The sequence below is a fragment of the Sphingomonas sp. HDW15A genome (genome assembly GCF_011301715.1).
GTDB lineage: Bacteria > Pseudomonadota > Alphaproteobacteria > Sphingomonadales > Sphingomonadaceae > Sphingomicrobium.
Genome location: NZ_CP049870.1, coordinates 428,521 through 444,130 on the forward strand (window position 1 = coordinate 428,521; position 15,610 = coordinate 444,130).

18 protein-coding genes and 2 tRNA genes are annotated in these 15,610 nt (G+C 61.3%); 11 read left to right on the forward strand and 9 right to left on the reverse strand.

All coding sequences use genetic code 11. The features are described 5' to 3' along the window. Positions 1-386: 386 nt before the first annotated feature. From G7076_RS02270 to G7076_RS02280, 3 genes are all read right to left on the reverse strand, one after another. Positions 387-941 carry a response regulator gene (locus G7076_RS02270; RefSeq protein ID WP_240913942.1) on the reverse strand — a complete coding sequence of 185 codons (555 nt, stop codon included), beginning with the start codon at positions 939-941 and terminating at the stop codon, positions 387-389. A 65-nt stretch (positions 942-1,006) separates the two neighbouring features. Further along, positions 1,007-2,167 carry a PAS domain-containing sensor histidine kinase gene (locus G7076_RS02275; protein ID WP_166200075.1) on the reverse strand — a complete coding sequence of 387 codons (1,161 nt, stop codon included), beginning with the start codon at positions 2,165-2,167 and terminating at the stop codon, positions 1,007-1,009. 6 nt (positions 2,168-2,173) lie between these two features. Next, positions 2,174-2,476, reverse strand: coding sequence for a hypothetical protein (locus G7076_RS02280; protein WP_166200077.1), 303 nt, complete (start codon positions 2,474-2,476; stop codon positions 2,174-2,176). A 222-nt stretch (positions 2,477-2,698) separates the two neighbouring features. On the opposite strand from G7076_RS02280, the gene G7076_RS02285 reads away from it, so the two are divergent. Then, the gene (locus G7076_RS02285) at positions 2,699-3,028 is read left to right on the forward strand and encodes a hypothetical protein (protein WP_166200079.1); all 330 of its coding nucleotides are present in this window, start codon (positions 2,699-2,701) and stop codon (positions 3,026-3,028) included. Between the two features lie 23 nt (positions 3,029-3,051). Further along, positions 3,052-3,366 carry a hypothetical protein gene (locus G7076_RS02290; RefSeq protein ID WP_240913835.1) on the forward strand — a complete coding sequence of 105 codons (315 nt, stop codon included), beginning with the start codon at positions 3,052-3,054 and terminating at the stop codon, positions 3,364-3,366. 30 nt (positions 3,367-3,396) lie between these two features. Here G7076_RS02290 and G7076_RS02295 read toward each other — a convergent pair. The 3 genes from G7076_RS02295 to G7076_RS02305 all read right to left on the reverse strand — a co-directional run bounded on the left by G7076_RS02295 (position 3,397) and on the right by G7076_RS02305 (position 5,384). Next, a tRNA-Cys gene (locus tag G7076_RS02295) sits at positions 3,397-3,470 on the reverse strand. 508 nt (positions 3,471-3,978) lie between these two features. Beyond that, entirely contained in the window at positions 3,979-4,857 is an 879-nt protein-coding gene (locus tag G7076_RS02300) for a DUF4145 domain-containing protein (RefSeq protein WP_166200081.1), read from the reverse strand. A gap of 95 nt (positions 4,858-4,952) precedes the next feature. Then, complete coding sequence (locus G7076_RS02305) at positions 4,953-5,384, reverse strand: hypothetical protein (protein WP_166200083.1); 432 nt, start codon at positions 5,382-5,384, stop codon at positions 4,953-4,955. A gap of 762 nt (positions 5,385-6,146) precedes the next feature. On the opposite strand from G7076_RS02305, the gene G7076_RS02310 reads away from it, so the two are divergent. From G7076_RS02310 to G7076_RS02330, 5 genes are read left to right on the forward strand one after another with little or no spacing between them, the layout of a single operon-like run. Continuing rightward, the gene (locus G7076_RS02310) at positions 6,147-6,716 is read left to right on the forward strand and encodes a protein-L-isoaspartate O-methyltransferase (protein ID WP_240913943.1); all 570 of its coding nucleotides are present in this window, start codon (positions 6,147-6,149) and stop codon (positions 6,714-6,716) included. A 16-nt stretch (positions 6,717-6,732) separates the two neighbouring features. Then, positions 6,733-8,166, forward strand: coding sequence for a TolC family outer membrane protein (locus G7076_RS02315; RefSeq protein WP_240913836.1), 1,434 nt, complete (start codon positions 6,733-6,735; stop codon positions 8,164-8,166). A gap of 16 nt (positions 8,167-8,182) precedes the next feature. Further along, positions 8,183-8,611 carry a DUF2497 domain-containing protein gene (locus tag G7076_RS02320; protein ID WP_166200089.1) on the forward strand — a complete coding sequence of 143 codons (429 nt, stop codon included), beginning with the start codon at positions 8,183-8,185 and terminating at the stop codon, positions 8,609-8,611. Positions 8,612-8,666: 55 nt separating this feature from the next. After that, the gene (locus G7076_RS02325; protein ID WP_166200091.1) at positions 8,667-11,291 is read left to right on the forward strand and encodes a valine--tRNA ligase; all 2,625 of its coding nucleotides are present in this window, start codon (positions 8,667-8,669) and stop codon (positions 11,289-11,291) included. 5 nt (positions 11,292-11,296) lie between these two features. Continuing rightward, the gene (locus G7076_RS02330) at positions 11,297-11,653 is read left to right on the forward strand and encodes a VOC family protein (RefSeq protein WP_166200093.1); all 357 of its coding nucleotides are present in this window, start codon (positions 11,297-11,299) and stop codon (positions 11,651-11,653) included. Positions 11,654-11,658: 5 nt separating this feature from the next. Here G7076_RS02330 and G7076_RS02335 read toward each other — a convergent pair whose 3' ends face one another. Continuing rightward, positions 11,659-12,546 carry a diacylglycerol kinase family protein gene (locus G7076_RS02335; RefSeq protein WP_166200095.1) on the reverse strand — a complete coding sequence of 296 codons (888 nt, stop codon included), beginning with the start codon at positions 12,544-12,546 and terminating at the stop codon, positions 11,659-11,661. Positions 12,547-12,608: 62 nt separating this feature from the next. On the opposite strand from G7076_RS02335, the gene hemB reads away from it, so the two are divergent. Then, entirely contained in the window at positions 12,609-13,604 is a 996-nt protein-coding gene (gene hemB, locus G7076_RS02340; protein WP_166200097.1) for a porphobilinogen synthase, read from the forward strand. Beyond that, entirely contained in the window at positions 13,597-14,175 is a 579-nt protein-coding gene (locus G7076_RS02345) for a GNAT family N-acetyltransferase (protein ID WP_166200099.1), read from the forward strand. Before hemB ends, G7076_RS02345 begins: the two co-directional genes overlap by 8 nt. On the opposite strand, the gene G7076_RS02350 is transcribed toward G7076_RS02345, so the two are convergent. Next, positions 14,172-14,678, reverse strand: a complete 507-nt coding sequence (locus G7076_RS02350; RefSeq protein WP_166200101.1) for a hypothetical protein — start codon at positions 14,676-14,678, stop codon at positions 14,172-14,174. The genes G7076_RS02345 and G7076_RS02350 overlap by 4 nt on opposite strands. Positions 14,679-14,784: 106 nt before the next feature. Here G7076_RS02350 and G7076_RS02355 point away from each other — a divergent pair. Next, positions 14,785-14,861 (forward strand) — tRNA-Arg (locus G7076_RS02355). A 103-nt stretch (positions 14,862-14,964) separates the two neighbouring features. Here the strand turns inward: G7076_RS02355 and G7076_RS02360 are convergent. Beyond that, the gene (locus tag G7076_RS02360; protein WP_166200103.1) at positions 14,965-15,123 is read right to left on the reverse strand and encodes a hypothetical protein; all 159 of its coding nucleotides are present in this window, start codon (positions 15,121-15,123) and stop codon (positions 14,965-14,967) included. A 138-nt stretch (positions 15,124-15,261) separates the two neighbouring features. On the opposite strand from G7076_RS02360, the gene G7076_RS02365 reads away from it, so the two are divergent. After that, positions 15,262-15,600 carry a hypothetical protein gene (locus G7076_RS02365; RefSeq protein ID WP_166200105.1) on the forward strand — a complete coding sequence of 113 codons (339 nt, stop codon included), beginning with the start codon at positions 15,262-15,264 and terminating at the stop codon, positions 15,598-15,600. Positions 15,601-15,610 lie beyond the last annotated feature (10 nt).

The following is a 15,610-nucleotide window of genomic DNA, read 5'->3' on the forward strand; positions in this document are numbered from 1 at the left end:
TGGCGCGAGCGGGCTCACTGATCGGGAACAACTTCCGCCCAAGTGCCACTGATGCACTCGTTGTTGCGGCCAAGTTGCACAGGCAATTGAAGGTTTGAAGACATTCGATTTGCATACGCGCCGTCCGTCATTCGAGAGCGCCTTCCTGCATCCTGGGTCGCAAAGCGGCCATACGTAGAATCCCCACCGGGATACGACTTGCCGAAGGAGGTTGTGCCCAACGACTTCTACTTACGAAATATTACGTATTTCGCGCGCGATCCTTTTCGGAGAGATTGCAGGCCTCCTTCCAGGCGGGATTCTTGCCCACCCCCGAAGTCCCCCCTCCCGCCTGGAGGGTCATCCTCCGGATAGAAACGAGACTCCCGATCAAGGGGATGTAGTGGTTACTGCAAGTCGCGGTCCTGTGCCGCGAAGGCAATCCGGAGCGCTTCGGACAAGCTCCGCACATTAAGCTTCGACATCAGGCTTGCGCGGTGGATTTCGACCGTCCGCGGACTGATCGACAAGTCATAGGCGATCGTCTTGTTGGGAAGGCCGTTGGCCAGCCCGTCCAGCACCTCGCGCTCGCGCGGCGAGAGGACCTGCAGCCTAAGGGCGGCTTCTTCCGCGCGGTCCTGGATCGATCGGTCGCGCCCGAGCAAGAGGAAGCCGGCTTCGACCGCGGCAATGATCGCTTCCTTCTCGAACGGCTTTTCGATGAAATCGATCGCGCCGGCCTTCATCGCGCGAACGGAAAGTGGAATGTCGCCGTGTCCGGTCATGATGATTACCGGCAGACGAATGCCGCGCTCATTTAGCGCTTCCTGGACTTGGAGACCGTCGATCTTCGGCATTCGAATGTCGAGCAATACGCAACCGGGCTGAAGGGACCTGGCCTCCTTAAGGAACTCGGCGCCATCCGCGTAGGACTGCACACGGTAGCCTGACGTCTTCAGCATGAATGCCACGGATCGTCGGACAGATTCATCGTCGTCGACGACGTGAATGAGCTTCTCCGAACCGGTCACGACACGTCTTCCGCGACTGGAAGCGTGAAGCTGCAGATCGTTCCGCCACCCTTGTTCGGCTCGCACCAGATTCGTCCGCCGTGCGATTCGATGATTGTCCGGCAGATGGAGAGCCCGATGCCCATTCCGCTACTCTTAGATGTCACGAAAGGCTCGAACAGTCGCGGCATGACGTCCTCGCTGATACCGCAGCCGGTGTCTTTGACGCTAATTGTGACAAAGCGTTCTGGTTGCCCTTGCGCCCGGATCGAGAGCGATCGCACCTCGCTTTCGGCCATTGCGTCGACGGCATTGCGGATGAGGTTGGTCAGGACCTGCTGGATCTGAATTCGATCCACGAAGACGTCATCCACCCTCGAGTCGATTTCAACGTGAACCTCAATGCCCTGTTCGCGCGAGCCGATAAGAGCCAGGGCGCTCGACTCGGTGACCAGCCGGCTCACCGATTCCGGCGCACGATCCGAATCGCCGTGCCGGACGAATTCCCGCAGGTGCTGGACGATTTGACCCGCGCGCAGGGCCTCCCTTGCCGCCTCCTCGAGTGCTTCGCGCAGCATCAGTAGCGACTCGTCGCCGTCTGTGTCCGGCACGAGATCGCGCGCTGCCTCGCAATAATTGGCGATCGCCGTCAGTGGCTGATTGAGCTCGTGAGCAAGGGAGGACGCGAAGGACGCGATCTCGCTGACCCGGCCGACGTGGGCTAGTTCGGACTGCAGGTCTCGGAGCCGAAGCTCGGCCTGCTGACGCTCGCTGATGTCGTGGATGAAGCCGGTGAAGATCCGGTTCTGCCCGATCAGGGCTTCGCCGATGGACAGTTCGATCGGGAATGTGAAACCGTCGCGATGGCGGGCCGTCGTGACCCGTCCGATCCCGATGATCTTCCGTTCGCCCGTATTCCGATAATTTTCAAGGTAGCCGTCGTGACGTTCACGATCCGGCGAGGGCATCAGCATCGCAACATTCTCGCCTACGACGTCGGCTTCGGCGTATCCAAACATCTTTTCGGCGGCCGCGCTGAAGGAGATGATGATCCCTTGGTCGTCGATGATCACCATCGCATCGGGGATGGTCGCAAGGATCGAACGAAGGTGCGCCTCGCTCCACGAGCCGTGTTCGATCAGGCTTCGCATCGCGGGCGAGCATAGCACGGCGTCCATGAGTCGTTAGCCAACCTTCCGAGTCGAAGGCAGCCTAGCGCTAATGTTGGTGATCACGAAGATATTGAGGCTCCCGTCCGTCCCCAGGATGTCCACTTGCGCACCCAGCAAAAGTGGAATTTCGGGAATGTGGAAGGAGATCAGCTCATCATTCGGCCGGCAGCGAACGAGCCAGCGCCCGTCTTCTCGCTCAACCGGCCAATGCTGATCGGGGTCAGTTGCCCAGTATCGGCTGCACGTTGCCCAGTCCGGGTTCAGGGCAAAAGTGTCCGCGTCGATCAGGCCGTCGTCGTTTAGCGGAACCCGCAACAGATATGCTCGCGCAGGCGAGCCCTTCGGAAAACTGGCGTTACGCGCCAGTTCCAAGCGTACTGTCTTCCATGTCATGACAGGAGAGTAAGGAAAAACCCAAGGCCTCACGAATACGCAAAGTTCCGTAATGGCCCTTACGCGAATCTACGGATCGTCAGCCCTGAGGGAGCCTGCCACTAGGCATTCGCGAAAGGCTGAAATGACGCAAAGATGGGCGGAATGCGGCTCTGGATAGCAGCTGGCCTGCTGATAGCGGTTCTTTCCGTGCTCAGTGGCGTCCAGGTGCTCGCAGCGGAGGGAGCCCCGGGCGTTCGCTATATCTGCAAGTCCGAGCAGGGCATCGTCGTTACACGAACTGGGGACAAAGCGTCGGTCCGGTCCGCCGACAGGACATACGAGCTGCGGCGCAGGCCTTCCAGCATCGGGGTGAAATACGGCTCCGCAAATGCTGCCCTGATTGTCGATGGCACGGATGCGGTTTTCGTTGTGGAGGAACCGCTATATGTCCAGACCTGCTCGCAGGCGCTGCCGATGGCTTCTGCGCGGTAAGCTCGGCGGGAGAAGGGATCGAAATGGAGTCGGGTGTAAACGCCGATCGACCTGCCGATGTGGAGCCGATCCCTGTGGTGCCGCCACCGACGTTCGTTTCCGACGAACTCGCCAGGCTTACGGTCGTCCTGCGGGAATTCTGTCCTCCCGAAGCCATCGTCACATTCGAATATGACGGCAGGTTGAAGCTGCACATCGACGTTCGTGAGGTTCAAGATGTCGCCCGGCTGGAGGCTGTCTTGCCTTCGCTTTGCGGGGGAATTTTCCACGACACCCAGCGCGGGCTGTCTGCGCACCATTCCTTCTTCCACCGGATCAGCGCGGCCGTAGCTAGGTAGGGGGCGGGTCGGAAAAAGCCGATTGTCGCTTGGAGGCCCGAGCCGGAATCGAACCGGCGTGCAAGGATTTGCAGTCCTCTGCGTAACCACTCCGCCATCGGGCCAAGCGCTTGAAATCTAAGTGGAAAAACCTCTTCGTGAAATTGCGGTGTTCACTCTAGTTTCCACTTTTTCCGCTCATAGTTTCCACTTTCCCAGGCATTTTGCTGCTTGGTTGGCGGAACCTGCGCAGGCCTTAGCGGCATAAATTTTGGATTTCTAGCTCTTTAAAGGGCGCCTCGAACTCCCGGCTAACTAGACTTGTGCCCGCCGTTTCCGAGCTTCGAAAAATGCCCGCTCGACCTCTTGTTGCTTTTGAATTTCGCGGGCCGCCTCTTGCTTGGCCTCGCGCTTGGCCATGAGCTTGGCGTAAGCGCTCCAAAATTCGTCGTCGCCAAATTTGCCGGGCAATCGGACGTTGCCAGTTTCTTTCGTGCGAAAATACCAATAGCGGCCTTTGATGAGCCGGACAAAGCGTAATCGCCGTTTCTTGGCTGGAGCTCGGGTCACTGGATGGCGTCGAATCCCTCGTTAATGTCGCGGCGGCGTTCTCTCCTGTGAACAGCCCCCCGTTTATGCTCCGTCGGATGTCAGATCGTGACCGTCCACATCTTCCGTCGACCCTCCCGCAACAGGATGAAGACTCTCCTCAATGGCGACCTGAAGCGCTGGGCCGCCCTCAATGAGGGTGTCGATCGCCGGCTTTGCTGTGGAGGGCGCGGCGCCTGTAGCCGCTGCCTTTTTCGCTTCCTTTTTTGCATCGGCGATAGCTGCGATGTGTTCCAGTCGCTGTTGCCTGCGGTGTCGGGCGCCATACCATTCTTCAAAAAGCATCTCGACTAGTTCGATGAGAGCCTGTGCTTCGCCAGGATCAACCTCTATTATGAGGTCAATTTCCTTTTCCATGTGAGCGCCGATGTTGCCGATGCCTCGCACCTGGTCGATTGCCTCAACGCTCTCGCCAGAAATTGCACGGTCGGCCGATCCATCTTCGACGGCCTGTCGTAACGCTTCGATCTCCTTGGCGAGGGTTCCTTTCGCAATTTTCGCGAAATCGCGGATCATTCCCTGTAGGCATCGCCGAATCAAAGTTGCCGATGCTTTTGGGCTGAAATCCCTTATCAAACACGCTTCGTAGTAATCCTCCCGAAGCGGAGCCGGGATAAAATCCGGCTGGGGCTTTGCTGTACCCTGGGGAATCACCATTTGGGAGAAGAGCACGTGGCGGTTGTTCAGTCGTAGAGTTCCGCTCGAATTGTCTCGGCCACCGATCCGCACCTTGACCGACGTCTTCAAACAATCCGGATTGGCGCACCCAATCGCCGTTTGTTCCAGCGCTAAGTCCCCTTCAGCCTGGTTCACAAGGCTAATGTAGTTGAACCTGACATCGTGACGTTTGTCCGTCACAGTCTGAGGGACGTTGCAGTGAGGACAGGTCCAATTGAAAGCCATTACATTTGCCTCTTGTTCGCTTGTCGACCGTAAATTGCGTGCCGAGTGCCACGCTTCAAGTTCTGGGCGATTTGGCGCGTCTGTTTGATACTCCACTAAGCACTTTTTGGTCCAAATGCGGCTTCATCAATTTTTTCGAATCTTTCCGGAGGGTACAAGAACATCGGTGCAAATATGTCCGTGTGAATAGCGAGTTCTTCGGCCTTGCCGCCGATTGGCCCACCCATTGCGCCTGAGACCCTCAAACTGAGGAAATAGGGGCTCTCATTCACGATAAACGTAACGGCGGGGTGATCATCGCCAGGGCGTATTTTGTCTAGATGCAGCTCGAATTGACTCTCGTGTTGATGTCCGATCTCGCCAACACGCATAGCTACTACATCAACTTTCAACTTAACTCCGATTAGAGTGTCAGCGCTGTGATTGGTCACGACTAGGCGTTCGCACATCGGAACACCCTCCGGCCCCCAGTCGGTCTTGCCAACGACCCTCTTCCACCCGTGGCTGATACCCTCGCTGGTTGCCATAATCATGTAGACCTTAAACGGGTCTTGGGGTGGTTATCGGGGAAACGCATTCCCTCGGATGAGATATAAAGATGCCGAGGTCCCCACCGGAACCGCCGGTAGGCCAGTATTTCGTCGAAAAAATATGCGATGCTGCAAATGATCGCGCCGCTGACGGTGAGCCACAAAGCGTTACGCGTGACGAAAACCGGATCTATGACGGCCCAGATGCCACCAGACACTAGCTGGAGACCAAGGGCGATAACCGCTCTAGTTGCGGGGCTGCGAGTACGGACTGCCATGAGCCCACTTTGGCGCGAAACGCCGCGGCGTTGTAGGTCTCATGGTTAGACAATTTCTATGCGGGTATTCAGGACCGAAGAATGGCCCCATCAATTTTGTTACTTCTACTAGGAACACACAGCGAACAGAGCGTGTAGAAACCGTAGAAAATTGCCTGTGAGAGGGTGTTCACTTACGGCGGTCGACTATGGCGAGCCTTGGTAAATTTCGGCGTGAAAAAGTGAGAACAATCGCGGAAATCCGCCATTCTGTGAGAATTTGCAGTCCTCTGCGTAACCACTCCGCCATCGGGCCTCGGAGCAAGCGCCAAATGGAAGGCGCTCGGGCTCCTGTCAACCGCGCCGAAAGGCCTGGATTTTCGACGGACGGCAAGCGCAACGCTTGGCGACGAAGAGTACGGGCATTAAGTACGGTCTTGATCCGCCACTGTATTAGTGACATACAACAGTCCGCATTCGAAGGAAGACCCGACCCGTGACGATGGATGATTTCACGGCTGCTCGCCGCGCGATGGTGCTGAACCAGCTGCGTCCGCAGGGCGTGACGAATCTCGGCGTGCTCGCCGCTATGGGAACGGTCGCGCGTGAAGCGTTCGTGCCGCAGGGCCTGCAGGCCGCCGCCTATGGCGACCGCTCGCTGGTTCTGGACGGCGGAGCGCCGATGATGCCGCCGGCAGAACTTGGTATCCTGCTCAACGCGCTTGAACCGATGGCCGGGGAAAAGGCGTTGGTGATCGGCGAAGGGGGCGCTTATTCCGCTGCGGTGCTCGAAGCGCTCGGACTCGATGTCACGCGAACCGATGCCGAGCCGCCGTTGGGCCGGCACGCGTTCGACGTGATCTTGATCGAGGGATCGGTCGGCGCGCTTCCGGATTGGGTCGTCTCTCAGTTGGCGCCTGGAGGCCGTGTCGGGGCCGCGATTCTCGACAGGGGCGTTTCCCGTCTGTGCATCGGGCGCGGCGATCGTGGCGCCATCGGTTTCAAGAGCCTTGCGGACTCGCAGGTCCCTCCGTTGCCGGCCTTTCAGGCCAAGCCGCAATTTACTTTTTGAGGTCATGGGAGTCCTCGTGAACCGTCTTCTAATCACAGGCCTTGCCGCCACGCTTGCAGCGACCACGGCTTCCGCCGAAACCCTCCGCGAAGCGCTCAATGCCACCTATCGCAGCAATCCGACGCTGATGGCCCAGCGCGAGGCGCTGAAATCGTCCGATGCGGCGGTTGCAATCGCCAAGGCCGGCGGCCGTCCGACGGTCTTCGCCAACGTCGGCGTAACCCGCGACCTCACCCGTAGCGGCCGGTTCAACACTGGAGCGGCAAAGGGGCCCTTTCTGACCGGATCGGTCGGGCTCGATGTGCCGCTTTACCAGGGTGGCACGGTCAAGAATAACGTCTCGGCCGCCGCCACTCGTGTTGCGGCCGGGCGGGCGACTCTGCGCGCGGTTGAAGGCGATATCTTTGCCGATGCCGTGGCGGCCTACATGGACGTGATTCGTGACCGCGCCATCGTTGAGCTCAACCAGAACAACGTCCGCGTGCTGACGACCAACCTGGAAGCGACCTCCGACCGCTTTCAGATCGGCGACCTGACCCGAACCGACGTTGCCCAGTCCGAGGCGCGGCTTTCGCTGGCCAATTCCGACCTCATCACGGCACGGGCCCGGTTGACCCAGAGCGAGGAAAACTATCGCCGGGTGATCGGCCAGGATCCGGGTCCGCTGGCTCCGCCGCCGCCGCTCCCGCCGCTGCCGCAGACCGCCGACGCCGCAGTCCAGATTGCCTTGGTCAACAATCCGGACCTGACCGCAATCACCCGTCAGGCCGAAGCGGCAAATTTTGACGTTCGCTCAGCGCGCGGGACACGGCTTCCCAACTTCTCGGCCAGGTTGGCCGGTGACTACGCCAACACGCTTTCGGGCGACACGAACGGCTTCGACCGTTCGGGTACCGCCACCAGTGTCGGAATTAATGGCACCATCCCGATCTACCAGGGCGGCCTGCCGTCGGCGCGGGTCCGCCAGGCTCAGGCGCTGGAAGGCCAGGCGCTCGAGCAGCGCGTCGCCACCGAGCGCGCCGTTGTCGCTAACACGCGCACCGCATTCGCGCTCTATCAATCCGCGACTGCGGCAATCGTCTCGAACGAGAAGGCGGTCAGCGCCAACGAACTGGCGCTCGAAGGCGCGCGGGCGGAAAACAGCATCGGTACCCGCACGGTGCTCGATGTGCTCGACGCCGAGCAAGAATTGCTGAACGCCCAGGTCGCGCTCGTGACCGCCAGGCGCATCCAGTACGTCGCCGGCTTCGAGCTTCTGAACGCAATGGGTCAGGCAGAAGCCGCCGATCTCGGGCTTGAAGGCGGACCGCTCTACGATCCGCTTGGCAACTATCGGCGCGTCGCCGGCGACTGGAGCGACTGGTCGGAGAACGTTCAGGTGGCGCCGGTTTCGACGACAACCGTCAAGCCGCAGGAACGCCCGCAGGGCGTGACACCGCCCGCGCAATAAGCAATAGAAGCGGGCGATGCAGACGCCGCGCGAACCGTCGATGGAAGACATCCTCGCCTCGATCAAACGTGTGATCGCGGAGGAGAAGGAATTGCGTGCCGCGATTCCGCCCTCGCAGCCCGATTTGAACGAAGTCGACGAGGAAGATGTGCTGGAGCTGGACTCCAGCATGGCCACCTCCGAGCCGCAGCCGGAAGCAGAGCCGCTGGATCTCGGGCCACCGCTGCTTGACGACGAAGCCGCAAGTGAGACGGCTGCCAGCCTGGCGCAGCTGTCGACGGTCGCCGCCACCGCGCCGCCAGTCGTGGCCGCCAATCCGCTCGAGGAAATGCTCAAGGACATGCTTCGCCCAGTGCTCAAGCAGTGGCTTGACGAGCATCTGCCTCGCATTGTCGACGAGCATGTGAAGCGCGAGATCAGCCGGATTACCGGAAAGCCCCTCTAGTCCGCGGGCCTCCGGGGCTGGCATCGCGGCGCGCCTCCGCTAAAGGGCGCGGGCGATGACTGAATTAGCAAAGACGTTCGAGCCAGGGCCGATCGAGGCCAAATGGTATGCCCGCTGGGAAGGCGAGGGAGCATTTCGCCCTTCGCGCCCTGACGCCGAGCCATGGACCATAGTCATGCCTCCGCCCAACATCACCGGCTCGCTGCACATCGGCCATGCGCTCGACAATACGCTTCAGGACATCCTGACCCGCCGCGCCCGGATGGACGGCAAGGACGCCTTGTGGGTGGTCGGCACCGATCATGCCGGAATTGCCACGCAGATGGTGGTCGAGCGCAATCTGGAGAGCCAGGGGCTGAAGCGCTCCGAGCTTGGCCGCGACGGCTTCCTTGACCACGTCTGGGAATGGAAGGCGCAGTCGGGCGGGGCGATCACTCGCCAGCTCCGCCGCCTCGGCGCGTCGTGCGACTGGTCGAATGAGCGCTTCACGATGGACGAAGGCTTCAGCCGTGCCGTCCTCAAGGTCTTCGTAGAGCTCTACCGCCGCAATTTGCTGTATCGCGACAAGCGGCTGGTGAACTGGGACCCCAAGTTCCAGACGGCCATCTCCGACCTCGAAGTGGAAACGAAGGAAGTCGCCGGCAAGTTCTGGACGCTACGCTATCCGTTTGCCGACGGCTCCGGCGCGATCGAGGTCGCGACGACCCGGCCGGAGACCATGCTGGCCGACATGGCGGTCGCGGTGCATCCGGACGATGCGCGCTACAATGACAGGATCGGGCAGATGCTGAGGCAACCGATTACCGGCCGTCTGATCCCGATCGTCGCCGACGAACATGCCGATCCCGAGCTTGGTTCAGGCGCGGTGAAGATCACGCCGGGACATGACTTCAACGATTTCGAAGTCGGCAAGCGCGCCGGGTTCAAGCCAGCCGACATGCTCAACATGCTCGATGCGCACGGCGCTGTTTGCCAGACCAGCGACGGGCTCATCCCTTCTGAACTGATTGCCCTAGACCGCTTCGATGCGCGCAAGCGGGTCGTCGAGATGCTCGAAGCGGAAGGCGCGCTGGTGAAGGTCGAGGACCGCATGATCGCCACGCCCTACGGCGACCGCTCCGGCGTTGCGATCGAGCCGTGGCTAACCGACCAGTGGTATGTCGATGCCGCGACGCTGGCCAAGCCGGCGATCGAAGCAGTCCGCACCGGCGACATCGCCGTCGTACCCGAGACGTGGAAGAAGACCTGGTTCAACTGGCTGGAAAATATCCAGCCCTGGTGCGTCAGCCGCCAGCTGTGGTGGGGCCACCGCATCCCGGCGTGGTACGACGACGCCGGAAATGTCTTCGTCGCCGAGACCGAAGAGGAAGCACAAGCCGAAGTCGGCGAGAGCGTCGTTCTTCGGCGCGACGAGGACGTCCTCGACACCTGGTTCAGTTCCGCCCTCTGGCCCTTCGCGACGTTGGGCTGGCCGGACCAGACTGAAGACCTCAAGCGCCATTATCCCAACGACGTCCTCATCTCGGGCTTCGACATCATCTTTTTTTGGGATGCCCGCATGGCGATGCAGGGCTTCGAGTTCATGGGCGAAAAGCCGTGGAAGACGCTCTATCTCCACGGGTTGGTCCGTGACGCGCATGGCCAGAAGATGTCAAAGTCGAAGGGCAATACGGTCGATCCGCTCGGCCTGATCGACAAGTACGGCGCGGACGCGCTTCGCTTCACACTGGCGGCGATGGAAAGCCAGGGGCGCGACATCAAGCTCGATGAGAAGCGCGTCGAGGGTTACCGCAATTTCGCCACCAAGCTATGGAACGCCGCGCGCTTCCTTCAGGGCAACGGCGTCGGTGCGTCGCAATCGATCGCGGCACCGGAAGCGACACTTCCGGTCAACCGCTGGATCATCGGCGAGGTCGTCGAGACGCTCGGCCGCCTCAACAAGGCGTTCGACGAGCTTCGCTTCGACGGCATGGCCGACGCCATATACCATTTCACATGGGGCACCTTCTGCGACTGGTATGTCGAGCTGGTGAAAGGCCAGTTCGACGACGAGACAAAAGGCGTCGCGGCTTGGGCATTCGACCAGATCCTGGTCATGCTCCACCCGTTCATGCCGTTCGTCACGGAAGAGCTGTGGCACAGCATGGGGACACGCCCCTACGACCTGATCGTCGCGAAATGGCCTGCTCCGGAGGCAGCTGTCGATGCTGGTGCAAAGCGCGAGATCGATGGCCTTGTCCAAGTCATCGACTCCGTTCGGGCCATGCGCGCCGAGCTCAATATTCCGTGGACCGCGAACCTCACCCCGCATGTCATAGGCGGCGATTCCGCGATGTTGGCGCGACTTGGCGACAATCAGGCTACTCTCATTCGGATGGCGAAGCTCGACGGCCCGGTGGCTTCCGCTAACGTTCCACCGTCCTCGGCGCAGGTCGTCGTCGGAGGTGTGACTCTGGCCTTTCCGCTCGAAGGCGCGATCGATCTCGATGCGGAGAAAGCGCGATTGAGGAAGGCGGTCCAAGCGGCGGAGAAGGAGCGCGACAGCCTGGCCGCGCGTCTCGGCAATGCCAACTTCACCGAGCGTGCCAAGCCAGAAGCCGTGGAAAAGGCACGCGCCGATCATGATGTCCGCGCCGCAGAGGCGGAGCGTCTTTCGGCAGCATTGGCCCGCCTCGGTTAATGATCATGCAGCTCGATCATTTGGTCATTCTCGTCCGCTCGCTGGAGCGGAGCCTGCCTTGGTACGGGGCGATGCTGGGCGCGATGGGCTTCGACAAGACGCGCGATCATGTCTGGTGGAACGGTACGGTAGCGATCGACCTCAAGCAGGCGGATCACGGGACGCCCGATTATCAGCGGCGCGCGCCCGGTCTCAACCATCTCGGCTTCACTGCGCCTGATCGCGCTGCGTTCGACGGCGTCCGTGCGGCGATGTCGGATGCCGGGTTCGACGTGCCCCAGGCTCAGCAGTTCGGCAAGGAACTCGCGACCTTCTTCAAGGATCCCGAGGGTATGCGCATCGAGGTAACGCTTTACAGTTGAGTGCTCTAGCGCGGCGCGGCGATCTCTATACACGCGTCGGCGACTTCGACCATCACGGGCGTCTTCGCGGCGATCTCCCCGTCGATCGATATTTTCTGCCTGGGGCGCGCTTCCAGGCCGATGCGCTGGCCGCGCCATTCAGTCGTGGTCAGCTTGCGTTGGCGGAGCTTGAACAGCGTCGTGAACCAGCTCCATGCGAGGCCCCAAAGGCTCTTACCGGTCACCGCCTGGATGACGATGTCGCCGCTGTCGAGCGCCTGATCCTCAACCAGTTCGACGCCGCCATGGTGCGTGCCGTTGGCGATGCGCGCCTCGGTCGCCCAGGTCTTAACCATGGTTCCGTCGTCAAGCGTCAGCCGGAGCTTGAACGGTCGGAACTTGAATGCGACCCGAATCGCCCACAGCAGGTAGCCGACCATTCCGAGGTATTTCTTGAGATTGTGCGGAACCGTGTCGGCAATGAGCGGGGATAACCCGAGTGCCGCGGCGTTGACGAAATAGTCGCCGTCGATCTTGCCGAGGTCGATCCGCCGCCGCTTCCCTTTGGCGATAACGGCGATCGCGGAATCGAGGTCGGTCTTCATCCCCAGTGTCTTGGCGAAGCTGTTCGCCGTACCAAGCGGCAGGATCGCGAAGATCGTGTCCTTGCCGACGAAGTGATCGACGCTTGAACTCAACGATCCGTCGCCGCCACCGATGATCACCATCGGGGCCTTCTCGATTGCGGCTTTCACCACCTTGTCCATGTGCGCTGGATCGCGGACCGCATGAGCCTCGATCAGGTCAACGCCTGCTGCCTTGAGCTTCGTCTTCGCCGGCTCGAACGCCTCGTCGCCGCGCCTGCTCATCGCATTGACGACAAGGATCGCCTCTCGGGGAAGTTTGTCGTCCATGCGCCGCCTATGTGCGGGCCATGCTTTCATTCCGCAAGGGCAGCGGCTAGTTCGCTGGTCCCATGGTCAAGACCAGCTTCCCCGCCACCCGAATGCGCCGCTGCCGTTCATCGGCATGGATGCGAAACATGGTTGCCGAGCATCGGCTTCACCCGTCGGATCTCATCTGGCCCCTGTTCATTGCGGAAGGGCAGGGTGAGGAGCAGCCGATCGCGACGCTTCCTGGCGTGTCGCGGTTCAGCGTCGATCGCCTTGCCGAGCAGGCAAGGCAGGCGCGCGACCTCGGGATTCCGTGTATCGCCCTTTTTCCCAACACGCCGCCTAACCTGCGCAGCGAGCGCGCCGAAGAGGCGCTGAATCCTGACAACCTCATTTGCCGGGCAATCAAGACGATCAAGGACTCGGTACCGGACGTCGGTGTGCTGACCGACGTCGCGCTCGACCCCTATACCGCCGACGGACATGACGGGATTACCGACGCGCAAGGCCGGGTGCTGAATGACGAGACCAAGACGATCCTCGTTGAGCAAGCACTGGTCCAGGCCGGTGCCGGGGCGGACATCGTGGCGCCCAGCGACATGATGGACGGGCGGGTCGCAGCGATCCGCGATGGCCTTGAGCGGGAAGGTCATTGCGATGTCGCGATCATGGCCTATGCGGCGAAATATGCCTCCGCCTTCTACGGCCCGTTCCGCGACGCCGTCGGTTCTCGCGGCCTACTTAAGGGCGATAAGCGCGGATACCAGATGGACCCGGCCAACGGCAGTGAGGCCCTTCGCGAGGTCGCCCTAGACATCGCCGAAGGCGCGGACATGGTGATGGTCAAGCCGGGGCTACCTTATCTCGACATTGTCGCTCGCGTTGCAGCAGAATATCGCGTGCCGACCTTCGCCTACCAGGTGTCCGGCGAGTATGCGATGATTGAGGCCGCCGCCGCCGCCGGAGCAGGTGAGCGAGACGCGCTGGTCCTGGAAACATTGCTATCGTTCAAGCGCGCCGGGGCCCGCGGAGTGCTGACCTATCATGCGCCGCTCGCTGCCCGCCTTATCAATGGCTGACATCGTCGCTGAAACCGAGCGCCTGCGCCTGCGCGAGTGGGGCGAAGGGGACGCGGACCGCTTCTACGCCATCATGAATAGGGCGTCCGTGATGCGCTGGCTCGGCGGAGTCCAGACCCCCGAGCAATGGGATGCCGCGCTACAGCGAATTCTAGGCTTCCAACGCGACCATGGCCACACCTTCTGGCTCGTGGAACGAAAGAAGGACGGCGAACTGCTTGGCTTTTGTGGACTGAAAAGGGTCAACAGTCCCGGCACCGACCTCACCGGACAGTTCGAGGTCGGCTGGCGCTTTCGCGAGGAAGCCTGGGGCGAGGGCTATGCGAAAGAGGCGGCGATTCAGGCGTTAGACCTGGCGTTCGGCCGGTTCGAAGCGCCGCACGTCCTCGCTTTCACAGTCACCGGCAACGAAGGAAGCTGGGGCCTGATGGAACGACTCGGCATGAGACGCCGTCAGGACCTCGATTTTACCGATTCTCGCTTCGGGCCCGACCTGAACCCGACTATCGTCTATCGGATCGATGCCTCGGAGTGGCCGTGGGCTCGACAACAAGCGCTGCGTCCGCGCTAGCCAGCGATCTGGGCCCGGATGGAATCGAGAGCTTCGGCCTGACGCTCCGACAGACTGCTAAGGTCAGCCGACGCCGCCTCCAGAGCAGCAACGTCGGCGGCCGATGCACGATCGCCGCTGCGTGCGCTTTGCGCTCTGAGCGCGTCTAGGTCGCCCAATGCGCGCGTGAAGGGCGCCCGCGTTCTCTCAAGTTCTGCCAACGCGCTCTGCGCCGCTATCCAGCTCTCGCTCTCAGGCTGGCCAGAAGAGGCGGCTTTTGCCCGGGCGACGGGCTCCGCGGCTGCGAAGGCCGCGGCCGCGTTGCGCGCTTCGGTCAGCAAGGCTTCCAGTCTCGCCGCCAGGGCAGGATCCAAAGGGCGGGAGTCGACGGCAACATCCACAGGCAGACGCGGGTCGATCGACTCCGCAGACCGCCGGGCAAGCGAGGGTTCCTTCTGCATCGTACTGGTCTCGCAGGCAGCGAGCGGCAGGATCAGCAGGATGGCAAGTAGCGGACGGATCATCTTGCGTTGTCTAGGGGCGCGGGCAGTGCCGCGCAATTGCCTGGAAGGACCGCGCACGAGGGGGTTGCGCGTCTTGGCCGCTGCCCCTATGTCGCCGCCAGCCTGCGCGCCCGTAGCTCAGCTGGATAGAGCATCAGACTACGAATCTGAGGGTCGGACGTTCGAATCGTTCCGGGCGCGCCATTCTTTTAAACCCGGCCCATTGCGGCCGGGTTTTTCGTTCCAGGCCGCTCGCATTCAAGAAAAAGGCGCCTTGCGGCGCCTTTGTTCGCTCGACTGGTGGTTCTTAGGCAGTCATCGCGACGGGCATGCAGGCTTGGGCGCGGCTGGCGAACTCCTGCGCGAGATGGGCATGGCGTTCCCGGGCCTGCGGAGTAACAGATCGGGTCGCGAGGGTACGTTCCTCAGCGGCACGACGAAGATAATAACGCAGGTCCGATTCCATGGGTCGCTCCCCCGATTGCGACTCGAACATGCGACTCTTGCCCTAACAGATGGTTAATTTCCACATGCACAATTCAAGTTTGTGAAATCGCGCAACTTCCCTTTCCTAGGGTCCGGAAAATCATTATATTTCCGTTCGATGTCACTCCGTTTGCTCTTCCTTGCCACGGGAGTGGTTCTGGTCGCCGTACCGGCGCTTGCCGAATCCACCACGATCGCGCTGATCAATGCGGTCGGCGAGGATGCTTCCGCGCTTGAAGCGCGCAAGACCGGAACGGCGAACTGGTCGGCCCTTCCTTATTCCGCGCGTTCGGGCGCAAGCGGGCCTGTGACGTTCGACACGCAGGATTGCGCGTGGGACTTCCGCCTGAAACTCGCTTCAGGGGCCGTCGTGAATTACGGCAACGTCAATGTTTGCGAGGTAAAACTCGTGACGCTGCATCGGCGTAACGGAACTGTCTGGGTCGATTACGACTGACGCGCGAGCG